Below are 24,039 nucleotides of genomic sequence, written 5' to 3'. Positions count from 1 at the left end.
ATTGGACTTTAGAAAGAACGGAGGGATCGCTGTGCAAGAACAGCTGCATCGCATTTTGGTCATTAACCCGGGTTCGACTTCGACTAAAATCGGCGTTTTTGACAACGATATCCTGATCATGGAAAAGACCATTCGCCATTCATCAGAATCGTTGGCCGAATTTTCTTCTATTATCGACCAATACAGTTTCCGCAAGCAGACAATCCTGGAAGCACTTGATGAAGAAGGCATGAATGTTTCAAATCTTTCTGCTGTATGCGGAAGAGGCGGGTTGCTGCGTCCGATTGAAGGCGGTACATACGCGGTAAATCAAACGATGTTAGACGATTTAAGAAAAGGGATTCTAGGGCAGCATGCCTCTAACCTTGGGGGCATCCTTGCATACGAAATTGCAGAAGCCTTGAATATTCCATCGTTTATCGTCGATCCGGTTGTGGTAGATGAACTCGACCCGATAGCCCGGATTTCCGGCTTTTCGCTGATTGAACGCAAATCGATTTTTCATGCATTGAATCAAAAAGCTGTCGCACGCCGTTATGCCAAAGAACTGGGGCGGGCATATGAAGATATGCGCCTGATTGTGACGCATATGGGCGGCGGAATTACAGTCGGTGTGCATTTGAATGGCCGTGTGGTGGAGGTCAATAATGGCCTGCACGGAGACGGACCCTTCAGTCCGGAACGAGCCGGGACTGTACCAGCCGGAGATTTGGTTGAATTATGTTTTTCAGGACAGTATTACCGCCATGAAATTATGAAAATGCTCGTAGGACAGGGTGGATTGGTCGGTTATTTAGGGACGAATGATGCGGTCAAAGTGGAAAAGCGGATCCAAAAAGGCGATTCGGAAGCTGAAAGCATTTATGATGCAATGGCTTATCAAGTGGCACGTGAAATTGGATCGGCCAGTACCGTATTGAAAGGGAAAGTGGATGCCATCATTTTGACTGGCGGCTTAGCTTATGGCAAAGACTTTGTTAAATCGATTTCAGACCGCGTCAATTGGATTGCAGATGTAGCTGTGATGCCGGGTGAAAACGAGCTGCAAGCCTTAGCTGAAGGAGCCGTCCGGGTATTGAATAAAGAAGAGCAAGCGAAGACCTATTCAGCAGGAAAATGATCAAAGGAGGTCGTCTTCATTTATGGCACAAAATTATGATGTAGTCATTATCGGAGGCGGAACGGGTGGCTATGTAGCCGCAATCCGTTCTGCTCAACTAGGTTTAAAAACGGCTATTGTCGAAAAAGGCAAACTCGGAGGCACTTGCCTTCACAAAGGCTGTATTCCGAGCAAAGCTTTGCTCCGCAGCGCAGAAGTTTACTCCGTCAGCAAACACCATGCAGCCGATTTCGGTGTGAATACAGGAGAAGTCTCTTTGGATTTCTCCCGGGTGCAGCAGCGGAAACAAGGTATCGTGGATCAATTGCATGCAGGTGTCCAAGGCTTGATGAAAAAAGGCAAGATTGATGTTTATGATGGCATCGGCCGCATTCTCGGCCCTTCGATTTTTTCGCCAAATGCAGGGACCGTGTCCGTAGAGATGACAAACGGGGAAGAAAACGAAATGCTGATTCCGCATAACGTCATCATCGCTACAGGTTCCCGCCCAAGAACGCTTCCAGGTTTGACGATTGACGGCAATTTTGTCATGAGTTCAGACGAAGCGCTTCAACTGGAAGAACTTCCAAAATCCATACTAATTGTCGGTGGCGGAGTCATCGGAATTGAATGGGCTTCCATGCTCAATGATTTCGGGGTAGACGTGACAGTAATCGAATATGCTGACCGCATCATTCCTACTGAAGACAAAGACGTATCAAAAGAAATGCAGAAATTGCTGGTGAAAAAAGGCGTCAAATTTGCCACAAGCGCTAAAGTGTTAGCGGATACGCTCCAAACAGGCGATAACGGCGTGACCATTCAAGCAGAACTCAAAGAAGGCACTGAAACGTTCAGCGCAGAGAAAATGCTGGTTTCTGTCGGGCGTCAGGCCAATATCGAAAACATCGGCTTGGAAAACACGGATATTGTTGTTGATAAAGGGTTTATTCAAGTGAAAAATACTTTCCAGACCAAAGAATCGCACATTTATGCGATTGGTGATGTGATTGGCGGACTGCAATTGGCGCACGTTGCATCCCATGAAGGGATTACGGCAGTTGAGCATATCAAAGGCAATAATCCGCATGCCATTGATTATGACCTGGTGTCGCGTTGCATTTATTCGAGTCCGGAAGCTGCAAGTGTCGGCATTACCGAACAGCAGGCTAAAGACAAAGGCTTTGATGTCAAAGTCGGCAAGTTCTCGTTTAAAGCCATCGGCAAAGCCCTTGTCTATGGAGAATCGGATGGCTTTGTAAAAATTGTCGCCGATAAAGAAACAAATGACATTCTTGGCGTCCATATGATTGGCCCGCACGTGACAGATATGATTTCAGAAGCCGGGCTTGCCATGGTTCTAGACGCTACACCGTGGGAAATCGCCGATACAATCCATCCGCATCCAACACTTTCGGAAGTAATGGGCGAAGCGGCGTTAGCGGTTGACGGCAAAGCGATTCACAGTTAAAGGAGGAATTTCAATGGTGGCAAAACACGAAGAAGTTGGCTTATCCAATGACGATTTGCTGAAAATGTACGAAACAATGTTAACGGCTCGCCGCGTCGATGAACGCATGTGGCTATTAAACCGTTCCGGGAAGATTCCGTTCGTTATTTCTTGTCAAGGGCAAGAAGCGGCTCAAGTTGGAGCTGCCTTCGCACTCGACAATACAAAAGACTATATTGCACCTTATTACCGTGACCTTGGTGTGGTCCTTCACTTTGGCATGACGCCAAAAGAATTGATGCTGTCAGCTTTTGCCAAAGCGGAAGATCCAAACTCCGGCGGCCGTCAGATGCCTGGGCATTTCGGCCAGAAGAAAAACCGTATTTTGACCGGCTCTTCGCCGGTTACGACGCAGTTGCCACACGCAGTCGGCGTAGCGCTTGCAGGGAAAATGAAAAAACAGGACTTCATCACTTTTACAACACTTGGTGAAGGTTCATCCAACCAAGGTGATTTCCATGAAGGCCTGAATTTTGCTGGTGTCCACAAGCTGCCGGTCATCACGATGGTGGAAAACAATAAATACGCGATTTCTGTTCCTTTTGAACGCCAAGTAGCGAGCAAAAACGTTTCAGACCGTGCGGCAAGCTACGGCATGCCAGGTGTGACAATCGACGGAAACGATCCAATCGAAGTTTACAGACATGTCAAAGAAGCGGCAGACCGCGCACGCCGCGGAGATGGCCCGAGCTTGATCGAAACAGTTTCTGAACGGATGACGGCCCACTCATCAGATGACGACCACCGTCAATACCGCTCAGCTGATGAACTGGCTGCCCAAAAAGAAAAAGACCCGATTTTGACATTCGGCGCTTATTTGAAAGAACACAATGTCATGGACGATCAATTGGAAAAAGAAATCAATGACCGCATCATGGTGATTGTCAATGAAGCGACGGATTATGCGGAAAATGCGCCTTATGCAGAACCTGAACATGCACTGAAATACGTCTATGCGGAAGGAGGAAACGAATAATGGCAGTTATGAATTATATTGATGCCATCACGCTTGCGATGAAAGAAGAAATGGAGCGTGACGAAAACGTTTTTGTTCTCGGCGAAGATGTCGGGAAAAAAGGCGGCGTATTCAAAGCGACACAAGGCCTTTACGACCAATTTGGTGAAGACCGCGTGGTGGACACACCGCTGGCAGAATCTGCGATTGCAGGTGTCGGCATCGGTGCAGCCATGTACGGACTTCGCCCGATTGCGGAATTCCAATTTGCCGATTTCATCATGCCTGCAGTCAACCAGATCATTTCGGAAGCTTCTCGCATCCGTTATCGTTCAAACAACGACTGGTCTTGCCCAATCGTTTTCCGCGCTCCATTCGGTGGCGGCGTCCACGGTGCCTTATACCATTCACAATCTGTGGAAGCGGTATTCGCAAACCAGCCGGGACTTAAAATCGTCATCCCATCAACCCCTTATGACGCAAAAGGGCTTTTAAAAGCGGCCATCCGCGATGAAGATCCGGTTATGTTTTTCGAACATAAACGCGCTTATCGCCTGATCAAAGGGGAAGTGCCGGAAGAAGATTATACGATCGAGATCGGCAAAGCTGATGTGAAACGTGAAGGAGACGACATCACCGTCATCACCTACGGACTAGCTGTGCATTTTGCTCTTCAAGCAGCGGAACGCCTTGCAGAAGACGGCATCTCTGCCCATATCCTCGATCTTCGCACCATCTATCCATTGGATAAAGAAGCGATTATCGAAGCAGCCAAAAAAACCGGTAAAGTTCTTTTGGTCACTGAAGACAATAAAGAAGGAAGCATCCTGGGAGAAGTTGCGGCGATCATCGCTGAAAACTGCCTATTTGATTTAGATGCCCCGATCCGCCGCCTCGCTGGCCCGGATGTTCCAGCCATGGCCTATGCGCCGACAATGGAGAAATACTTCATGATCAATCCGGACAAAGTCGAAAAAGCAATGCGGGATTTGGCGGAGTTTTAATCTAGAAAAGCGCAGGCGCCCATGTAGCCCCGACAAGCGCTGCAAGTCTGAAGCGACCACGAGGGGCTGGGCGCTGGAGCTAGACAATGTGAAAAGCGGTAGTAGTTGTATAGCAAGAAAAATTCTTCTTATACCGCTTCGAGCGCTTTGGGCATGGCTCTCACGATGAGCCGAGAAGACCACTCGTCTCATCGCTTCGCCTCGCCCGTGGACGCGCCTTCGCTGGAGAAGCTTTCTAGAAAAGAGAAAATCATTAAGATAGCTTTTTATTGGTTGTTCACTTAGATATGGAGCAAACAGCGGAGAAAACCGTACTGCTCCTGCGCAAGCTCGTCGCAAAGACTTAGCCTCGCAGGCTTGGCGCTCGCCCGCGGCAAGCGTAGCTGTTTTGCGGAATATCGAAAGCTGGAATATATTAGTTCCATCTATACGAAAAGAACGCACACCATCAAATCCAAGAGTCTCAAACGCAAGTAAATGCAGTTAAGGAGGAATCCCTTTGGCAATTGAAAATATTAAAATGCCTCAGTTAGGTGAAAGTGTAACTGAAGGAACCATTGAAAAATGGCTGGTTCAGCCCGGTGACCATGTCAATAAGTATGACCCATTGGCAGAAGTCAACACGGACAAAGTGACGGCTGAAGTCCCATCTTCATTTACAGGAACAATCAAGGAACTGATTGCTGCAGAAGGCGATACATTGGCTGTCGGCGAAATCGTCTGCACCATCGAAACCGAAGGCGGCGATGCGGCTCCGGCTGAAGACAATGAACCAGCAGAAGCTGGAAAAGAAAACATCATGCCTGCTGAAGATACAGAAGTGACAAAAGGGCTGAAAGGCGAAAAAGGTTCTTCGCAGCCGGTTCGCCCGGAAGGTTCAAAAGCCCGTTATTCACCAGCAGTTTTGCGTCTTGCACAAGAAAATGACATTGACTTGACTCAAGTACAGGGTTCTGGCAATGAAGGGCGCATTACACGCAAGGATCTTCTGGCTTTAATTGAAGGCGGCAACATCCCGAAAGCGGGAGAAGCAAAAGCTGCGGCTCCACAACAGACGCCAGCTGCTCCTCAAACTCAAGTTCAAGCGCAACCATCTCAGCCAGCACAACCGGCAGCGAAATCGGCACCAATCGAAAGCGCTCCGGGAGATATCGAAATTCCGGTCACCGGCGTGCGACGGGCAATTGCGGCAAATATGCTGAAGAGCAAGCATGAAGCGCCTCATGCCTGGATGATGATTGAAGTGGACGTGACGGACCTGGTGGCTTACCGTGATTCCATCAAAGGCGATTTCAAGAAAAAAGAAGGGTTTAATATCACGTATTTCGCGTTCTTCGTGAAAGCTGTTTCCCAAGCCTTGAAAGAATTCCCGATGATGAACTCGATGTGGGCAGGAGACAAAATCATACAGAAAAAAGACATCAATATTTCCATTGCGGTCGCTTCCGACAACGCGTTATTCGTTCCGGTCATCCGGAATTCGGATGAAAAATCCATCAAAGGAATCGGCAGAGACATCAACGATTTGGCATTGAAAGCCCGCAACGGAAAACTGGGCTCAGCAGATATGCAAGGCGGTACGTTTACAGTCAACAATACCGGATCGTTCGGTTCGGTCCAGTCGATGGGAATCATCAATCATCCGCAAGCGGCGATTGTCCAAGTTGAATCTATTGTCAAGCGTCCAGTTGTTATGAACAACGGCATGATTGCCGTACGGGACATGGTTAACCTTTGTTTATCACTGGACCACCGTGTGCTGGATGGCCTTGTCTGTGGACAATTCCTGGCGCGTGTCAAAGAGATTCTTGAAAACATGAACAAAGACAATACGTCTGTTTACTGATTAAAAGCTTGAAGTCTTTGGACTTCAAGCTTTTTTTGCTTTAATGTCCGTGGCTACTCGGGTAAAATGAAGACAGATATCCTTTGAGGAGGGAATAGTTTGACGATCGAATCGATGAAACAAACAAATTTTTCCGAACGTACATACGAAGAGTGGCGGGAAGCAGCTGAAAAAGCTTTAAAAGGCAAACCGTTCGAAAAGACTTTAAAAACACCTACCATTGAAGGACTTACGCTTGAACCCCTGTATACGAAAGAAATGCTGGACCGGCTTGACTCTTTTGTTCCATCCCAGACCATCGCCGTCCAAAACGGCAAAAGGCTGCCCGGCTGGTTTGTGGCGCAAGAAACCTATGCTGAAACAGCAGCTGACTACCTAGCCGCTATGAAAGACGACTTAGAGCGCGGCAATGAAATGATTGTCTATACCAGCAACCAGAATTTGTCCTGGTCCGATGAAGAACTGAAAAGCTTGGCGGAACTGATCGTCCACTATCCTTTGTATTTCCGTTTAAGTTCTGATGACAATGGCATTCTTCGCGTCTTCGATTTTATTGAAGAAGAGCAGCTTACTCATGTCCAGGGCGTCATTTACTCGGAAGCATCGGCAGTGGCACCTCAAAACGTCCGGACGCAATTGATCGATACAATTCCGGTCCATAATGCAGGCGGTACAATTGTCCATGAACTTGGAGTGGCGCTCAGCATTTTAGCGGAAACATTCAATAATGAAGACTTTCAAACAAAAGCCTCCGGCATCTGGGTGCGCTTTGCAGTGGATACGCAATTTTTCCAGGAAATCGCAAAACTCCGTGCCTTCCGCGTACTTTGGAACGCTTTTTGTTCAGCATATGGTGAAGCGGCACCCGTACTTCCGGTATTCACGGAAACTTCGGTTCGGTCTTACTCGAAATTAGATCCCTATGTCAATTTGCTGCGGGCAGGCAATGCCACTTTTTCAGCAGTGCTAGGCGGAACTAACGCCCATACGGTACATCCGCATGACTTTTTAACAGTTCCGGAAGAACAGAGCCGCCGGATTGCCCGCAATGTCCAATTGGTAATTAAAGAAGAAACGCATGTCTCTCATGTGCTGGATGCTTCAGCGGGTTCATATTTCATTGAAACCTTAACGAAAGAATTTGTAGACGCCGCATGGAGTTATTTTTTGGAGATTGAAGAAGCTGGAGGCTATTCGGAAGTGATTAAATCCGGCTGGCTGACAGATGATATCCAAGCGAAATGGGTTGAACGGAAAGAAAAAGTCGCCACACGCGAGCATTCATTGATCGGCACCAATGTCTATGCCAATCCTCAAGAGCCGATAAAAGAAGGAAAAGTCGATGACAGCCATCTTGTCTATATGACGGCAAAACGCCTGGCCGCTCCTTTTGAAAAGCTGCGGGCACAAAGCAAAGTAAAGACATTGAAAACAGCTGTCGTGCATCTGGGGCCATTAAAAACGGTGAAAAGCCAATCGGATTTTGTCCAAGGCTTTTTAGCTGTCGGCGGCATCGAGCCTTTGCTTAGCCCGGCTTTAACGACTGCACAGGAAATCAATCGTTTCCTGGCTGATCACGCCATTGATTATGCCGTGTTATGCGGACCGAAAGAAAAACTGGATGAAGTGGTTCCAGAATTGGAGACAACAGCCGTACTGGATGTTGCTGGCAGATACAGTAAAGACGAGATGAACCGATGGGCATCAAACGGTGTCTCAGATGTTATTTTCTCCGGCAAGCACATCACCTCAAAACTTGAGCAAATTCTGAGTCTTGGAAAGGAGGCCATCTGATATGGGGAAACCAGATTTCGCAAAAGTGGATTTAGAAAAATTGGAAATCAAGCACAACAAGGCAATCCACGAAGAGGTTTTCGAAACAAATGAAGGCATTGCGGTAAAGCCTGCCTATTCGGAACAAGATATCGCCTCCCTTCAGGAAAGTTATCCTGGATTCGCTCCGAACATCCGTGGCCCTTATCCGACAATGTATGTATCGCGTCCATGGACGGTTCGCCAATATGCCGGTTTCTCTACAGCGGAAGAAAGCAATGCGTTTTACCGCCGGAACTTGGCAATGGGCCAGAAAGGCCTGTCGGTTGCTTTTGACTTGGCAACTCACCGGGGTTATGACTCCGATCATCCGCGTGTCACAGGAGATGTCGGAAAAGCGGGTGTGGCGATTGACAGCGTCGAAGACATGAAAATTCTGTTTGACGGCATCCCGCTAGACCAAATGTCGGTATCCATGACAATGAACGGCGCTGTTGTGCCGGTCATGGCATTCTTTATCGTAGCTGCAGAAGAACAAGGGGTGTCGCCAGAACAATTGGCCGGAACGATTCAAAATGACATTTTAAAAGAGTATATGGTGAGAAACACATATATTTACCCGCCGGCCATGTCGATGCAGATCATTGCAGATATTTTCAAATATACGTCGGCAAAAATGCCGAAATTCAACTCAATTTCCATATCCGGCTACCATATCCAAGAGGCGGGAGCTACAGCTGATATCGAACTTGCTTATACATTAGCGGACGGACTGGAATATGTGCGAACCGGACTTGCAGCAGGGATCGATATCGATTCCTTTGCGCCGCGGCTGTCGTTTTTCTGGGGCATCGGCATGAATTACTTCATGGAAATCGCGAAAATGCGGGCAGCCCGGGAAATCTGGGCGAAAATGATGAAATCATTCGATCCGAAAAACGATAAATCATTAGCTCTCCGCACACATTCGCAGACGTCCGGCTGGAGCTTGACTGAACAAGATCCATTCAATAACGTGACACGCACATTGATTGAAGCGAATGCGGCTGCCATGGGCCATACGCAATCGCTGCACACCAATGCATTGGATGAAGCGATTGCCTTGCCTACCGATTTCTCTGCGCGCATTGCCCGCAACACGCAATTGTTCCTGCAGGAAGAAACGGGAATGACCAAAGTCATCGATCCATGGGGCGGGTCGTATTACGTGGAATCACTGACGAAAGAACTGACGGATAAAGCGTGGCAATTGATCGAAGAAGTGGAAGAGCTTGGCGGCATGGCGAAAGCGATTGAGACAGGCCTTCCGAAAATGCGCATCGAAGAAGCTGCAGCTAAAAAACAAGCGCAAATCGATTCGAACGAAGAAGTCATCATCGGCGTTAACCGTTACCGCCTCGACGAAGAAGACCCGATTGATATTTTGAATATCGACAATACTTTGGTTCGCAAAAAACAAGTAGAACGCCTCGAACGCATGAAAGCGTCACGCGATAATGATAAAGTGCAGGAAGCGCTCGCAAGGCTTGCGGCTGCCGCAAAAACCGGTGAAGAGAACATTCTGGAATGTGCTGTTGATGCAGCACGCTTGCGGGCGACGCTTGGTGAAATTTCGGATGCGATTGAAGAAGCATCTGGCCGGCATAAAGCGGTGATTCGTTCTGTCAGCGGGATTTACAGTGCCAATTTCTCGAATCAGCAGGAAATCGAAATTGTGAAAGAAATGACAGAGGACTTTATTGAAAATGAAGGCCGCCGGCCGCGCATCCTGATTGCGAAAATGGGGCAGGACGGCCATGACCGTGGAGCAAAAGTTATTGCGACGGCGTTCGCTGATCTTGGCTTTGATGTCGATATCGGTCCATTGTTCCAGACGCCAGCCGAGACAGCCCAGCAAGCGGTGGAAAATGATGTCCACGTTATCGGGGTCAGCTCGTTGGCAGCGGGGCATATGACGCTTGTGCCGGACTTATGGGCTGAATTGAAGAAAATCGGCCGGGAAGATATATTGATCGTTGTTGGCGGTGTAATACCGGCACAAGATTACGAGTTCCTGAGAAACAACGGAGCCAGTGCCATTTTCGGTCCGGGAACCGTCATTCCGGTAGCCGCACAAAAAGTCATCGAAGAAATTTATGCACGACTTGGATACGAGGAAGTGGCTGACTGATGGACCGAGAAATGGAGTCACGCCGGGTTATGGAAGGCGTCAAAGCTTCCCATGACGGAATGAGAGCAGCGCCACGGAAAAAATTCAGAAAGCCGCAGACTGAAACATTCAATTATGAGGACTTGGCTGAAGGGGTACAGAGTGGTTCACGTCTGCATTTAGGCAAAGCGATCACCTTGCTTGAAAGTTCAAATCCGGACCATAAGCAACATGGCCAGGAGCTGCTTAACCGCCTGCTTCCATTTACCGGGAACTCTATCCGGATCGGCATTACGGGAGTCCCGGGAGCTGGAAAAAGCACGTTTATCGAGACATTCGGCGAAATGCTCACCGGGCTTGGCCACCGGGTGGCAGTGCTGGCGATCGATCCAAGTTCCTCCATCACAGGCGGCAGCATCCTGGGGGATAAAACCCGTATGGAAAGCCTGGCCCGCAACCCGAAAGCCTTTATCCGGCCATCACCGACTGCCGGCACGCTCGGCGGTGTCCATAAGAAAACGCGTGAAACGATGCTGCTCTGCGAAGCGGCGGGCTACGATGTCATCCTTGTGGAAACGGTCGGAGTCGGCCAAAGCGAAACGCTGGTACGCGGCATGGTTGATATGTTCCTTCTGCTTGTGCTGACCGGAGCAGGAGACGAACTGCAAGGCATGAAAAAAGGGATACTGGAACTGGCGGATGCCATCATTGTCCATAAGGCGGACAGCCATAACACCGATTTGGCGAAAAAGACAGTGCGGGAATACAAGCAGATCCTGCATTTTCTCCAGCAGGCCACAGAAGGCTGGAAAACACAGGCATTGCCTGCTTCCTCGCTTGAGCATACAGGCATTTCCGAAATTTGGTCGATGGTTAAGGACTTTGAAGACAGCGTCAAGAAAAGCGGATACTGGAAAACCCGCCGCCAGAACCAGACCAAAGACTGGTTCCGTTCAATGATTACCGACGAACTGCTGAGCCGCTTTTTCGAAGATCAAGGGCGGAGGGAAAAAGTGAAAGTGCTGGAACAGAAAGTGCTGCAGGAAGACTTGACTGTTTCCCAGGCGATTTCAACTTTATTCGAGTAAGCTCTTTTGCAAGTCTTTTCAACACCTGATATGATAAAGAGAAACTATGACCATTGGGGATTATTTCCCAATGGTTGTTAGCTGAACCAATCGGACTTTTACGGATAGTGGATTCCCGCTTGAAGAAGTGGGAATCATACTGACCGTTAAAGTGGGATAAAAAAAGGAATCGATAAGGAGTGGTAGAAATGGCAATGGATTTTAATTTTCTGATGAATGATATCGCCAACCAAGCCCGCAAGGAAATGGTTGATGCTGGATATACTGAACTCAAAACACCTGAAGAGGTCAATGAAGCTTTTGCCCAGTCCGGCACCAGCCTCGTTATGATCAACTCGGTGTGCGGTTGTGCAGGCGGCATCGCCCGTCCGGCAGCATTGCATTCGGTACATTACGACAAACGCCCGGACCGTCTTTTGACAGTATTTGCCGGGCAGGACAAAGAAGCCACTGCGCAAGCACGCGAACTTTTTGGTGAAGACCATCTTCCTTCTTCTCCGTCATTCGTTCTTTTGAAAGACGGAAAAATGGTTGATGAAATTGGCAGACATGAAATTGAAGGGCATGACCCGATGTCTGTCATTACCCATATCCAGGAATTGTTTGAAGAGCATTGCAAAGAGATCTAAGCGGAATGCCCCTCAAAAAGGGGCATTTTTTTATGTTGTAAAAAAAGGAGCGGAATATGAAACTGAAAAGATTTTCAATCGGCTACCGGACCATGAAAACAGCAGCAGGTGTGGCAATCGCTATTTCTTTGGCGCAATTTTTTCAATTGGACTATTACGTATCGGCCGGCATCCTGACAATTTTATGCATACAGCCGACAAAAAAGAAATCGATCCGCGCCGCATTCTCCCGTTTGGTTGCCAGTTTGATCGGAATTTGCTATGCCTTTGTGTTTCTTGAAGGAATAGCCTATCATCCCGCCGTTATCGGCGTCATGATTTTGCTTTTCATTCCCGTCCTGGTTTCTTTAAGATTTTCAGACGGCTTTGTGTCGAGTTCGGTCATTTTGCTGCATATCTATGACTCCAAAAATCTGACGCTGGACCTTTTTCTGAATGAATTATCCTTGATGGCTGTTGGCTTCGGCACTGCATTAGCGGTTAATATGTATATGCCAAGCATCGAGCGGAATTTAAATGCGTACCGTTACGAGATTGAATCGCTGTATTCGTCTATTTTCCAAGAAATCGCCATTTATCTGCGTAAGGGCGATTCGGCTTGGACCGGGAAAGAATTGACGCAAAGTGCAGAGCTGCTGAAAAAAGCGAAGGCGCTGGCGTATCAAGATGTTGAAAACCATGTCACCCGGCTGGAAAACAAGTATTACCATTATTTCGATATGAGAGAGCAGCAGCTGGAAATCATTGAACGCATCTTGCCTCAAATCACGGCACTGCCTGTAATTGTCGGCCATTCCCATTTGGTGGCAGATTTTTTGGAGGATTTGGCCAGCCATGTCCATTCTGGGAATACGGCTTACCGCTATATCAGCAAACTGCAAGCGGTCAAAGACGATTTTGCCACCATGCCATTGCCCGATACCCACGAAAAGTTTTTGGCCATGGCCGCGCTTTATCAAGTGATTCAGGAAATGGAAGATTATTTGGAAATCAAGTCTTCTTATAAAGGGTTCACCAACAAAAAGACAGCGGAAATCAGTTGATTTCCGCTGTCTTTGTTATGTTGTATTCTTTTTATTAGATAACGAAGCTTAATCCCATCATCAAACTGGACAAAAGCATGATGCCGACCATGGCATAAACGACAATTTTACGGAATGCAGGATTACTCATGAATGTACGACTCCTTCATTTTCAATTGGATATAAAGAAATAATAACATAAATAGAAGGTAATTTGAAGTGCGGCGTTCCGTCATTTTCCAAATATTCAAGTAGAACTAGAGTTTTTACAGTCTAATGGGTACAATAAAAGAGAACTTATAAAAGGAAGTGAAAAGAATGAAAAAAGTCGACCATATTGGAATTGCAGTCCGGAATTTGAATGAGGTGCTTCCTTATTACACAGAAACGCTCGGCTGTCCTTTGCTGAAAATTGAAGACGTGGAGTCCCAAAAAGTGCGGGTAGCGTTTATTGATGCCGGAAATATCAAGTTGGAATTGCTTGAGCCAATGGATGATACTGGAGCAGTTGCCAAGTTTATCGAAAAGCGCGGCGAAGGCATCCATCACATCGCATTTGGTGTAGAGGATATTGAACAGCGTATGGCCGAGTTGCGTGAAAACGGTGTGAAACTGCTGAGCGAACATGCAAATCCGGGAGCTGGCGGCGCAATGGTTGCCTTTTTGCATCCTAAATCTTCAAATGGGGTATTATACGAACTTTGCGAAAAGCAATGATTGAGGAGTGGAGAAATGGATATTTACGAAAGAATCAATGAGTTGTATGACCGCAGACGCGAAATTGAACTCGGCGGCGGGGAAGAACGCATCAGAAAGCAGCATGAAAAAGGCAAACTGACTGCCCGTGAACGCATCGAGCTGTTAGTGGATGAAGGTTCTTTTGTGGAACTGAGCCCTTTCGTGGAACACCGGACGACAGATTTTGGAATGGCAAACGGACCTGGTGAAGGGGTAGTCACGGGTTACGGAAAAGTGGGTGGCCGTCCGATTTATCTGTTTTCACAGGATTTCACTGTTTTTGGTGGAGCGCTGGGTGAAATGCATGCCAAAAAAATAGCCAATGTCATGGATTTAGCAGCTAAGAACGGGGCTCCATTCATCGGCTTGAACGATTCAGACGGAGCCCGCATCCAGGAAGGCGTTTTGTCGCTTGATGGCTATGGCCATATTTTTTACCGGAACTCCATTTACTCGGGCGTGATTCCACAGATTTCCGTGATCATGGGACCATCAGCGGGCGGGGCTGTCTATTCGCCAGCCATTACCGATTTTGTGTTCATGGTCGATAAAACGAGCCAGATGTTCATCACCGGACCGAAAGTTATTGAAACGGTGACGGGAGAAAAGATCTCTTCCGAAGACCTTGGCGGATCGAAAGTACATACAGCAATCAGCGGAAATGCGCATTTCCGCTCGGATTCCGAAGAAGAAGTACTGAAAATGGTGCGCAGGCTGATCAGTTATCTGCCACAGAACAATCAGGAGATGCCGCCTCGCCTTGCAGCGGATGCAGCAGACGATTACCGACCGGATCTGGCTGACGTCGTGCCGTATGAAGCGATTCGCCCATACGATGTCCGGGCGGTCGTCGATCAAGTGGTCGATGACGGCAGTTTCATGGAAGTGCAGCCGGAATTTGCCCGCAATATTGTTGTTGGCTTGGCGCGCATTAAAGGCGAAACAGTTGGGCTGGTGTGCAATCAGCCTAAAGTGATGGCAGGCGGACTCGATATCGACTCTTCTGATAAAGCCGCCCGCTTTATCCGTTTCTGTGATTCCTTCAACATTCCATTGATCACTTTTGAAGATGTTACCGGCTTTTTCCCCGGCATCAAACAAGAGCATGGCGGAATCATCCGCCATGGAGCGAAAATCCTGTATGCCTACTCAGAAGCGACGGTTCCGAAAATGACAGTGATTTTGCGCAAAGCATACGGAGGAGCCTATGTGGCACTCAACTCCAAATCGATTGGGGCCGATTTGGTATTTTCATGGCCTAATGCCGAAATCGCCGTTATGGGCCCGCAAGGAGCAGCCAATATCATCTTTGCGCGCGAAATTGACGCAAGCGATAATCCGGAAGAAACACGGGCGGCGAAAATAGAGGAATACCGTGAAAAATTCGCCAACCCTTATGTGGCAGCAGCACGCGGAATGGTGGATGATGTAATCGATCCGCGGGAAACGCGCATTAAATTGATTCAAGCGCTGGAAATGATGCGCCATAAAAAAGAGACGCGCCCAGCTAAAAAACATGGCAATATGCCTTTATAAAAAGAGAGGTACCAATGATGAAGAAAGACCGATTATTGAACGAGTTTCTTGAATTGGTACAAATCGATTCAGAAACAAAAAATGAAGCAGAAATCGCAGGGGTGCTGAAACAGAAATTGGAAGACCTCGGCTTTTATGTAAGAGAAGACAATTCTTCTTTCCATAACGGACATGGCGCCAATAACTTGATTGCCACATTGCGGGGAGCCGCAATTTCAGCATCGCCGATTTATTTTACCGTGCATATGGATACAGTAACCCCTGGGAAAGGTGTGAAGCCTGAAATCCGGGACGGCTATGTGTATTCAGACGGCACCACGATTCTGGGTGCGGACGATAAAGCGGGAATTGCCGCTTTGTTTGAAATGGTCCGTTCGGTCCAGGAACAGGAAATCGAGCATGGCGATATCCAATTGGTGATCACTGCAGGGGAAGAAAGCGGGCTGGCCGGAGCCAAAGAACTGGATGCTTCGTTATTATTCGCTGAATACGGTTATGCCGTTGACAGTGATGGCAAAGTGGGTGGAATCGTTACAACAGCGCCTTACCAGGCAAAGTTATGGACGACCATCTATGGCAAGACAGCCCATGCCGGGGTAGCTCCTGAAAAAGGCGTTTCAGCAATCACAATTGCGGCCAAAGCCATTGCTAAAATGTCACTCGGACGCATCGATAAAGAAACGACGGCCAATATCGGCCGTTTTGAAGGCGGCCAAGCGACCAATATTGTGTGCGACGAAGTCCACATTCTGTCAGAAGCCCGGTCAATCCAGGAAGATAAATTGGCCGCTCAGACAGCCCATATGGAATCGGTATTTGAAGAAGTCGCTGAACGCATGGGCGGCAATGCCGTGACTGAAGTGAAACTGATGTATCCTGGGTTCCATTTTGATGAACATGAAAAAGTCGTGAAAATCGCCAAGCAAGCGGCAGCCAATATCGGCCTGGCGGCACCTGTCTTAACAAGCGGAGGCGGCAGTGATGCCAATATCTTCAACGGATTTGGCATTCCGACCGTCAATCTAAGTGTCGGCTATGAAGAAATCCACACGAAAAAAGAACGCATGCCAATCGAAGAACTTGAAAAACTGACCGAAATGCTGATTGAAATTGTCAGAGAGTCAGCTGTTTGATATAAAAGAAAAGACTGCAGGCATAGTCGGTTTTTCCGATAATGTCTGCAGTCTTTTTCTGTTTAAAGGCAATAAAAAATGTTGAAGATTTCGAACGGTTTCTATCCGGATTTTTCGGCTGGAATCGTATTTTCTCTTTTGCTGGTCGTATTTTATTCCTTGTGAATCGTATTTTCATGATAACTGGTCGTATTTTCAGCGTTACTGGTCGTATTTCAAAAATTGCGGAATATCAAACCGGCTTTATAGATAAAAGAGAAGAGCAACGCCACATTTCCAGCACGTTTCCAAGAGGCAGCCTCGCTTTTCGTATGTTAAACTGAAAGAAAAAGAAAGTGAAGCGATCTACATGGCAGGCCGAGTGATTTTCCATATTGATATGAATAGTTTTTACGCCTCGGTCGAGCAGTCGCATGATCCGACTTTAAAAGGCAAAGCGCTTGCCATTGCCGGCAATCCGAAAGAGCGGCGCGGCATTATTGTGACTTGTTCTTACGAGGCGCGGGCGCACGGCATTTATACGACGATGCAAGTGCACGAAGCCAAACGGAAATATCCGGAATTGATTCTCTTGCCGCCGAATTTCGAGCGCTACCGGGCTGCATCAAAAGCGATGTTCGACATTTTGCGGTCGTATACGGACCTTGTGGAACCGGTATCGATCGATGAAGGCTACGTTGATGTGACGGAATTGGCAAAAGAACGGCATGCGCTGGAGCTGGCGGAAGAAATCCAGCAGCGCATGAAATCGGAACTTGATTTGCCTTGCTCACTTGGCATTGCACCGAATAAGTTTTTGGCTAAAACGGCGTCCGATATGAAAAAACCGATGGGCATCACGATTCTGCGGAAGCGCGACATCCAGGAAAAGCTCTGGCCGCTTCCGGTTATCGAAATGCATGGCATCGGCGAAAGCACTGCAGAAAAATTAAAGCGGCTGTCGATTGCCACGATTGGCGATTTGGCCACGGCCAATACAGGCCTCTTAAAAGAGAAGATGGGCAAGAATGGCCTGCGCTTGCAGAATCGGGCAAATGGCCTTGATGACCGGATTGTGGATCCTGATTCGATTTACGATACAAAAAGCGTTGGGACTTCGACAACCTTGCCGGTCGATGAAACCGATGAAGAAAACTTGAAAGCGATTTTCCGGAAGTTAAGCGACAAAGTTGCCAACCGGCTCGAAGCGAAAGAGCTGGCCGGTCCCACTGTCAGCATCCAAACCCGCAGCTCGGAGTGGCAAAATCGCACCCGCAGCATTACGTTGAGAAACACTGTCTGGAAACGGGAGGATATATTCCGCAATGCTTGGCAATTGTTTACCAAGCATTGGAATGGTGAACCTCTCCGCCTTGTTGGCGTGACTGTATCGAATGTCGCGGATAAAGGGGAGATGACTGAACAGCTGTCCATCTTTAATTTTCAGGAGCACGCAAAAGAAGAGCCAATTCTGGATTTGATGTCCAAACTTGAAACGAAATTCGGTAAAAGCGTCATCATTCGGGGTGCCCACTTTAAAAAAGCGACATTCGAATCGGAAACCAGTTTCAGCAAAGATTTTAACTGCGACGAAGCAGCGAAGCGATGCAGGAGCAAAGATTTTTTGGATGACCATGACCACGAAAGAAAGTAGGGAGTTTATGCAGCTATTATTTCTCGGAACAGGAGCGGGTATGCCGTCAAAGCATCGCAATTCCAGTTCTCTCGCTCTAAAATTGCTAGAGGAACGTGGAACTTTTTGGCTGTTTGACTGCGGGGAAGCGACACAGCATCAGATGTTACATACCACATTAAAACCGCGCAAGATTGAAAAAGTTTTTATCACCCATCTGCATGGAGATCACATTTTCGGCTTGCCGGGACTGCTGGGCTCGCGCTCTTTCCAAGGAGGAGAGGAACCGCTCGACATCTACGGCCCCGCAGGCATCAAAGAACTTGTGGAAACTTTTCTGCGCCTCAGCCGGACGCATTTGACATATAACATCAATTTCCATGAACAGTTGGATGGCGTTATTTTTGAAGATGAAACGATGATGGTGGAAGCGGCGCTTCTTGATCACGTCATTCCTTCATATGGATTCCGCATTTCTCAAAAGCCGCTGCAGCCGAAGTTGAATATCGACAAAGCCACGGAATACGGCGTTCCCAAAGGCCCGTTGCTGGCTAAGCTGAAAGCAGGGGAAGACGTGGTTTTGGAAAACGGCCAAGTCGTCAAAAGCATGGATGTAACTGAACCTGCCCATCCGGGATTTATTGTCTCAATTCTTGGCGACACCCGTTTCTGCAAGGCCGCCATTGAGTTAAGCCGGGATGCGGATATCGTGGTACACGAAGCGACATTTGATGCGGAGACGAAAAAAATGGCGAGAGGCTATGGTCACTCGACCATTTATGATGCTGCTAAAACGGCCAGCCTGGCTGGAGCAAAGGCCTTGATTGCCAATCACATAAGCTCAAGGTTCTTGCCGGATGACGACAAAATACTGACCGAGCAGGTCCGCGGCATCCATCCGAACGTGTTTATCGCGCGCGATTTCGCAGAGTACGAATGGCATCAGCATAACCAGGAAGTAAGGAGAAAAATGGAAAGCCGTCGCTAAGCGATGGCTTTTTTTGGAGTTTCAAAATATTGTTATGTAAATAATAGAACATATGTTCCTTTTGTGATAAAATAAAGGTACAGCTGCATGAGGACGGTTTGGCCATTCCCAAGGAAAGGGGGTGGTGACATGACTATTTCAGAATCATTTGCTCTCGTCTTCACGAGCATCGGGTTAACGATCAGTGCAGTGACTTTGGTCGTCTACATGATTTTGGCCATGAACGAAAAAAAATAACCGTCCCTTGTGGTAGAGGAATGACGGTTATTTTCAAAGCCTAGTTTTCCAGCCAACCGCTCACGCGCGGCATGCAGCTGGCCGAATGCTTCGGCATTCGGTTTTTTTTTTGATAATTTCAGTATACTCAATTTGAAAAGATTTTCAAATATCTTTCTTTCTGCTGTTAGCTAGGCCGGCGCCCATGCCTTCTTTTTTATCTGGAACATGGATTTTCCAGCAATAGAGCAGAATTCTCCATAAAAATTTCTAAAAAATAATGGAAAATAAAAGAAATTATTTTACCAATAGAACACTTGTTCTAATTGTGATAAAATGATGATACAGCTGCAGGCGGAACTTGGCTATAAACGAAGAAAACAACCGTCCCTTGTGGTAGAGGAATGACGGTTGTTTTCAAAGCCAAGAATTCCAGCCAACCGCCCTAGGTGCGGCACGCAGCTGGCCGAATGCTCCGGCATTCGGTTTTTTTACGTTACTTTCAGTATACTAAATTTCGGACATTTTGCAACTGCCTTATATCCAGCCGCGTTCATAGGGCACTGGTGCTTCAATTTCGATGCCCAGTTCTTTTGCCGCGGTATAAGCCCAATACGGGTCCCGCAGCAATTCACGGGCCAGGAAAATCATATCTGCCCGTTCATTCTGCAAAATTTCCTCTGCATGGAGTGCGTGGGTGATCAAGCCGACCGCTCCTGTTGCAATTGGCGTTTTGCGTTTGATGGTTTCTGAAAAAGGCACCTGGTAGCCTGGATAGGATGGAATTTTTGCCGGCACCACAGCTCCGGAGCTGACATCCACTAAGTCCACACCTTGCTGTTTCATCCATTGCGTCATTTCCACATATTGTTCTGGCGTCATGCCGCCTTCTGCATAATCGTTGGCAGAAATACGGACAAACAAAGGCCCATCCCATACTTCATTGACTTCATCAATGACCTGGCGCAGGATTCGGTAACGGTTTTCTGCAGAGCCGCCGTATTCATCGGTGCGTTTATTGGTTAGCGGGGACAGGAATTGGTTGATTAAATAGCCATGCGCTGCGTGCAATTCAATCAAGTCAAAGCCCGCTTTTTTCGCACGTATTGCGCTTTCTTTAAAGGCTTGCACCGTTTCTTCAATTTCCTCCAGTGTCATGGCCCGAGGCGTCTGATATTTCTCGTTAAAAGCAATGGCACTTGGTGCCTGAATTGGGACTTCCAGATTCGCTTTGCGGCCGGCGTGTGCCAGCTGGATGCCGGTTTTTGCGCCATTCTGTTTCATCAGCCGGACGATTTCGGCGAGGCCTTCGATATGGCTGTCTTCCCAGATTCCTAAATCTCTCATGGAAATGCGGCCTTGCGGCTGTACAGCCGTCGCTTCCACAATAATTAGGCCTACTTGGCCGACTGCGCGCGTCGGATAATGTACGCGGTGCCAGTCGGTCACTTTGCCGTCTTCTTGATCGCTTTGGTACATGCACATAGGCGCCATGACAATGCGGTTTTTGAAGGTGGTGCTTTTGAAGGTAATGGGTTCAAATAACTTAGCCATAATAAGTTCCTCCCCTTAATTCTTAACGAGTAGATACTTATTATATCAGAGGACCTTACTCGAATTCTCTCCCTAGGGCTTGTGAACGGCTGGTGGCTTGCTTAATACATTCCCCGATGATCTGTTTGAAATTATTTTCTTCTAATGAAGCGATTCCGGCTGCAGTTGTACCGTTCGGACTGGTCACTTTTTTTCGCAGTTCAGCAAATTCAGCATGCTGCAACATATCGGAGGCCCCGGAAAATGTCTGGCGGACCAGTTTTTTCGAATCCTCAAGCGACAATCCGTTAGCGACTCCTGCTTCGGTCATAGCTTCTGCAAAATAATAAATAAATGCCGGGCCGCTGCCTGCGACTGCTGTGACGGCATCAAGCTGCGGTTCTTCAACAACGGTAACGCCGCCGATTGATGACAGCAAGTCTCTCAGTTCATATTGCTGCTCATGCGTCACTTGTTCGCTCCATGCCACGCCAGTCGCCGATTTGCCGATTTTAGCCGACGTGTTCGGCATGGCGCGCGCAACAGGCAGGTCGCCGACATATTTCTGAATAGTGCTGATGGACACCCCGGCTACAACCGATAAAATGACGGTGTCCGGAGACAGATCGTCTTGAATGCCGCAAAGTGCGGCTTTCACATCTTTGGGTTTCATGGCGAGCAAAGCAAAATCCGCGTTTTTTAATTCCGCCTTTTCTTTCTGGACGATATTGACCCCGTATTCATCACGCAAAAATTCCAGGCGCTCAATATCGGATTTATTCATTACGGAAATGTTTCCTGGCTTTAATATGCGTTTATTGATCCAGCCATGGATCATGGACTCCGCCATGGAACCTGCTCCGATACATACGATATTCATGTATACCACTTCCTTTTCTTCTATGTAATTTACCTTAGCTGTTAAAACCGGTGCGAAAATCCTTGAAACACTCGATGCTGTTTCTGCAACGCTTCGTTCGCTTCGGTGCATCAAAAAGAGCTGCTAATGGCAGGATGTGCCGTCACCGGAAGGCCTTCCAGCGCTTGCCGGGGCTTAACGGCCGCTTTCGCATTTCAATGTCCAGCTGCAGCGCCTAGTCCCTCGGGGTCTTAAGTCAACCCACCTGTACGGCAAAAACACGCCGTTTCGGTGTTCTGCCTTAAGCCTGTCGGGACTGGACAGGCGCTTTCGCTTTTCAATAAAAAAAAAGCGCATCCGTCCCTGCTTTTGCAAGGACGAAAACGCTTGGTTTCCGCGGTACCACCTAAATTTGCCGGCTTGCGGCACTTCTCGATATCCTTAACGCGGATAGACGGCCGTGTTTTCACGGCAGCTCAAAAGCAGGTTCGAGAAGGGAGCGGGGATGCGCATTTCAGCTGGAGCGCACTCTCTTGGCACCATCATCTTCTGTACTGATCTTTTTTCTTCGCTCATATATGTATCTGAATTATAGAGGTAGTTTCAATTGTTTGTCAAATGGTCTTTGCTGCGTGACGAAATTGGATTTTATCGGTATGATAGGTGAATAGCGATTCAGTTTTAGAGGAGATGGGAATATGAGTTTACATAAGATTATTATACCGACACCTTTTGCTGTAGGTGATGTGAATGCTTATTTGATTAAAGGGGATATGCTGACATTGATTGATGCCGGTCCAAAAACGCCGGAAGCATGGCTGGCACTGAAAGCCGGGTTGAAGGAAGCGAATGTTGAACCGAAAGATGTGGAACAGGTGGTGTTGACGCATCACCATCCCGACCATGCCGGTTGGGTAGATGGTTTTGACAATGCCCAATTATATGGACATCCCTATAATGATTTATGGCTGAGACGCGACCAGGCATTTTTGGATTACCACGATGCCTTTTATCTGGACCGCCTGAAAGAGGAAGGCGTTCCGGAAGAACTCTGGTTTTGGGTCAAGAAAATGAAGCGGCCATTGAATCTGATGGGCAACCGGGCGCTTGATAGAGAAATCAATGATGGCGACGCATTGCCAGGGCACCCAGGGTGGCATGCCATTGAAACCCTTGGACATGCTCAAAGCCATTTGTCTTATTGGAATCAGGAAAGCGGGGAGATGATTGGCGGAGATCATGTCATCGCAAAAGTTTCCTCAAATCCTTTGATCGAGCCTCCGCTTCATCCGGAAGAAGGCCGTCCGAAATCACTGCTTCAATATAATGCATCGCTTGAGCGTTTATTGAAAATGCCGATTGATGTGGTCTATAGCGGCCATGGGGAAGACGTCAGAAATGTCCATGAACTGGTCACAGTGCGGCTTGAAAAACAGCATCAACGCGCATTGAAAGTGCTGGATATGCTTGAAAACGAAGAAAAGACTGTCTATGATTTGACGAAAAACCTGTTCCCTTATGCTTATGAAAAAGAGCTTGGGCTCACCTTGTCGGAAACGATTGGGCAAATCGATTATTTGCTGGAGGATGGATTGATTACGGAGCGCATGGACGGCAACGGAATTTTCCATTACTTGAAAGCCTGACGTTGGCGGCCAATTTCTATTGCAACAAAGGCATAGAGCGGTTAAAATAAACCTGTTGGACTTTTCAAAAAATGAATGGCGCAATTATGATAAAACCGAAAAGGAATGGGGTATTTTGAAGAAATTGAGTATGTTGATGGCAAGTCTGTTATTTTTAGCAGCGTGTTCAAATGATAAAGCGGCTGAGCCGGCGGAAGAACCGAAAAAGCAGGACGCGGCAGTTGAAGAGCCAGACGCTGCAGCCGAAGAACAACAAGAACTGTCGGAAGAAGGGTTTATCACACAAGTGACAGCGGATCAGATTCTTGTGAACAATATTTATTTCACGATTCCGAAAGATGTCAAAGTCAATTTTGACAACGGAACTGAAACTACAGATGGCAAAATCGGAGATATCCGTACCGGCATGAAGGTCAGCGTTGATTATACAGGTCCATTAAAAGAGACATTCCCGATGGAAGCCGATGCGCAAACGGTGTCGATTTTAAATGATGAAGCATCAGCAGAGCAATCCGAAGCGCTTCTTGCCTACATCGAAGGCGAGCAATTGTCGAGTTTGGTCATTCTTGGCCAGCCGATTGTCCGGGACAATGAAATCGGATTTTTATTCAATAACATGATCGATGGAGAAATGGCTGAAGTGCGCGTCAATTTAGATACACATGAATATACAGTAGGTGGACAATAAAAGCAGCTGAGGCTG

At 47.6% G+C, this 24,039-nt stretch carries 21 protein-coding genes, 1 pseudogene and 1 other annotated feature; of the genes and pseudogenes, 19 read left to right on the top strand and 3 right to left on the bottom strand.

All coding sequences use genetic code 11. The annotated features are described in order from the left end of the window. The first annotated feature begins 31 nt into the window (after positions 1 to 31). The 11 genes and pseudogenes from buk to AC3AQ9_RS05490 all read left to right on the top strand — a co-directional run bounded on the left by buk (position 32) and on the right by AC3AQ9_RS05490 (position 13,096). Positions 32 to 1,120, top strand: coding sequence for a butyrate kinase (gene buk, locus AC3AQ9_RS05540; RefSeq protein WP_488306439.1), 1,089 nt, complete (start codon positions 32 to 34; stop codon positions 1,118 to 1,120). A gap of 22 nt (positions 1,121 to 1,142) precedes the next feature. Further along, on the top strand, positions 1,143 to 2,570 hold the full coding sequence (lpdA, locus tag AC3AQ9_RS05535) for a dihydrolipoyl dehydrogenase (RefSeq protein ID WP_488306438.1): 1,428 nt from the start codon (positions 1,143 to 1,145) through the stop codon (positions 2,568 to 2,570). Positions 2,571 to 2,583: 13 nt separating this feature from the next. Beyond that, the gene (locus AC3AQ9_RS05530; protein WP_488306437.1) at positions 2,584 to 3,585 is read left to right on the top strand and encodes a thiamine pyrophosphate-dependent dehydrogenase E1 component subunit alpha; all 1,002 of its coding nucleotides are present in this window, start codon (positions 2,584 to 2,586) and stop codon (positions 3,583 to 3,585) included. After that, entirely contained in the window at positions 3,585 to 4,568 is a 984-nt protein-coding gene (locus tag AC3AQ9_RS05525; RefSeq protein WP_488306436.1) for an alpha-ketoacid dehydrogenase subunit beta, read from the top strand. The genes AC3AQ9_RS05530 and AC3AQ9_RS05525 overlap by 1 nt, the downstream gene beginning before the upstream one ends. Before the next feature lie 499 nt (positions 4,569 to 5,067). After that, positions 5,068 to 5,599 (top strand): annotated as a pseudogene (locus AC3AQ9_RS05520) (biotin/lipoyl-containing protein); the annotation flags it as partial. Continuing rightward, positions 5,581 to 6,414, top strand: coding sequence for a dihydrolipoamide acetyltransferase family protein (locus tag AC3AQ9_RS05515; protein ID WP_488306834.1), 834 nt, complete (start codon positions 5,581 to 5,583; stop codon positions 6,412 to 6,414). The pseudogene AC3AQ9_RS05520 and the gene AC3AQ9_RS05515, both read left to right, overlap by 19 nt. 99 nt (positions 6,415 to 6,513) lie before the next feature. After that, positions 6,514 to 8,208 (top strand): methylmalonyl-CoA mutase family protein, encoded by a 1,695-nt coding sequence (locus tag AC3AQ9_RS05510; RefSeq protein ID WP_488306435.1) that lies wholly within the window; start codon positions 6,514 to 6,516, stop codon positions 8,206 to 8,208. A gap of 1 nt (position 8,209) precedes the next feature. Continuing rightward, positions 8,210 to 10,357 carry a methylmalonyl-CoA mutase gene (scpA, locus tag AC3AQ9_RS05505; protein WP_488306434.1) on the top strand — a complete coding sequence of 716 codons (2,148 nt, stop codon included), beginning with the start codon at positions 8,210 to 8,212 and terminating at the stop codon, positions 10,355 to 10,357. Beyond that, positions 10,357 to 11,424, top strand: coding sequence for a methylmalonyl Co-A mutase-associated GTPase MeaB (gene meaB / locus AC3AQ9_RS05500; protein WP_488306433.1), 1,068 nt, complete (start codon positions 10,357 to 10,359; stop codon positions 11,422 to 11,424). Before scpA ends, meaB begins: the two co-directional genes overlap by 1 nt. Before the next feature lie 188 nt (positions 11,425 to 11,612). After that, positions 11,613 to 12,053: a BrxA/BrxB family bacilliredoxin gene (locus AC3AQ9_RS05495; protein ID WP_488306432.1), complete on the top strand. Its 441-nt coding sequence runs from the start codon at positions 11,613 to 11,615 to the stop codon at positions 12,051 to 12,053. Between the two features lie 56 nt (positions 12,054 to 12,109). Beyond that, positions 12,110 to 13,096 (top strand): aromatic acid exporter family protein, encoded by a 987-nt coding sequence (locus tag AC3AQ9_RS05490; protein ID WP_488306431.1) that lies wholly within the window; start codon positions 12,110 to 12,112, stop codon positions 13,094 to 13,096. A 34-nt stretch (positions 13,097 to 13,130) separates the two neighbouring features. Here AC3AQ9_RS05490 and prli42 read toward each other — a convergent pair whose 3' ends face one another. Continuing rightward, a complete protein-coding gene (prli42, locus tag AC3AQ9_RS05485; protein ID WP_488306430.1) occupies positions 13,131 to 13,226 on the bottom strand; it encodes a stressosome-associated protein Prli42 in 96 nt (31 codons plus the stop codon). A 167-nt stretch (positions 13,227 to 13,393) separates the two neighbouring features. On the opposite strand from prli42, the gene mce reads away from it, so the two are divergent. The 6 genes from mce to rnz are packed head-to-tail and all read left to right on the top strand — an operon-like array spanning position 13,394 to position 19,082. Further along, a complete protein-coding gene (gene mce / locus AC3AQ9_RS05480) occupies positions 13,394 to 13,792 on the top strand; it encodes a methylmalonyl-CoA epimerase (RefSeq protein WP_488306429.1) in 399 nt (132 codons plus the stop codon). A gap of 15 nt (positions 13,793 to 13,807) precedes the next feature. Next, entirely contained in the window at positions 13,808 to 15,349 is a 1,542-nt protein-coding gene (locus AC3AQ9_RS05475) for an acyl-CoA carboxylase subunit beta (RefSeq protein WP_488306428.1), read from the top strand. 17 nt (positions 15,350 to 15,366) lie between these two features. After that, positions 15,367 to 16,482, top strand: coding sequence for a M20/M25/M40 family metallo-hydrolase (locus tag AC3AQ9_RS05470; protein ID WP_488306833.1), 1,116 nt, complete (start codon positions 15,367 to 15,369; stop codon positions 16,480 to 16,482). Positions 16,483 to 16,523: 41 nt separating this feature from the next. Beyond that, positions 16,524 to 16,805: a hypothetical protein gene (locus AC3AQ9_RS05465; RefSeq protein ID WP_488306427.1), complete on the top strand. Its 282-nt coding sequence runs from the start codon at positions 16,524 to 16,526 to the stop codon at positions 16,803 to 16,805. A gap of 26 nt (positions 16,806 to 16,831) precedes the next feature. After that, positions 16,832 to 18,115, top strand: a complete 1,284-nt coding sequence (locus tag AC3AQ9_RS05460; protein WP_488306426.1) for a DNA polymerase IV — start codon at positions 16,832 to 16,834, stop codon at positions 18,113 to 18,115. 7 nt (positions 18,116 to 18,122) lie between these two features. Continuing rightward, positions 18,123 to 19,082 (top strand): ribonuclease Z, encoded by a 960-nt coding sequence (gene rnz, locus AC3AQ9_RS05455; protein ID WP_488306425.1) that lies wholly within the window; start codon positions 18,123 to 18,125, stop codon positions 19,080 to 19,082. Between the two features lie 753 nt (positions 19,083 to 19,835). Here rnz and namA read toward each other — a convergent pair. Both namA and proC read right to left on the bottom strand, forming a co-directional pair. Beyond that, positions 19,836 to 20,852, bottom strand: coding sequence for an NADPH dehydrogenase NamA (gene namA / locus AC3AQ9_RS05450; protein WP_488306424.1), 1,017 nt, complete (start codon positions 20,850 to 20,852; stop codon positions 19,836 to 19,838). A gap of 55 nt (positions 20,853 to 20,907) precedes the next feature. After that, positions 20,908 to 21,711, bottom strand: a complete 804-nt coding sequence (gene proC / locus AC3AQ9_RS05445) for a pyrroline-5-carboxylate reductase (RefSeq protein WP_488306423.1) — start codon at positions 21,709 to 21,711, stop codon at positions 20,908 to 20,910. Positions 21,712 to 22,060: 349 nt separating this feature from the next. After that, positions 22,061 to 22,268, bottom strand: a binding site (T-box leader). 120 nt (positions 22,269 to 22,388) lie between these two features. Here proC and AC3AQ9_RS05440 point away from each other — a divergent pair. Both AC3AQ9_RS05440 and AC3AQ9_RS05435 read left to right on the top strand, forming a co-directional pair. Further along, positions 22,389 to 23,336, top strand: a complete 948-nt coding sequence (locus tag AC3AQ9_RS05440; RefSeq protein ID WP_488306422.1) for an MBL fold metallo-hydrolase — start codon at positions 22,389 to 22,391, stop codon at positions 23,334 to 23,336. A gap of 115 nt (positions 23,337 to 23,451) precedes the next feature. Further along, entirely contained in the window at positions 23,452 to 24,024 is a 573-nt protein-coding gene (locus tag AC3AQ9_RS05435) for a DUF3221 domain-containing protein (protein ID WP_488306421.1), read from the top strand. The last annotated feature ends 15 nt before the right edge of the window (positions 24,025 to 24,039 follow it).

The sequence above is a fragment of the Planococcus sp. VCh962 genome, assembly GCF_057748275.1.
Note: the sequence above shows the minus strand (reverse complement) of the source record. Positions and strands in the feature narration are given on the sequence as shown.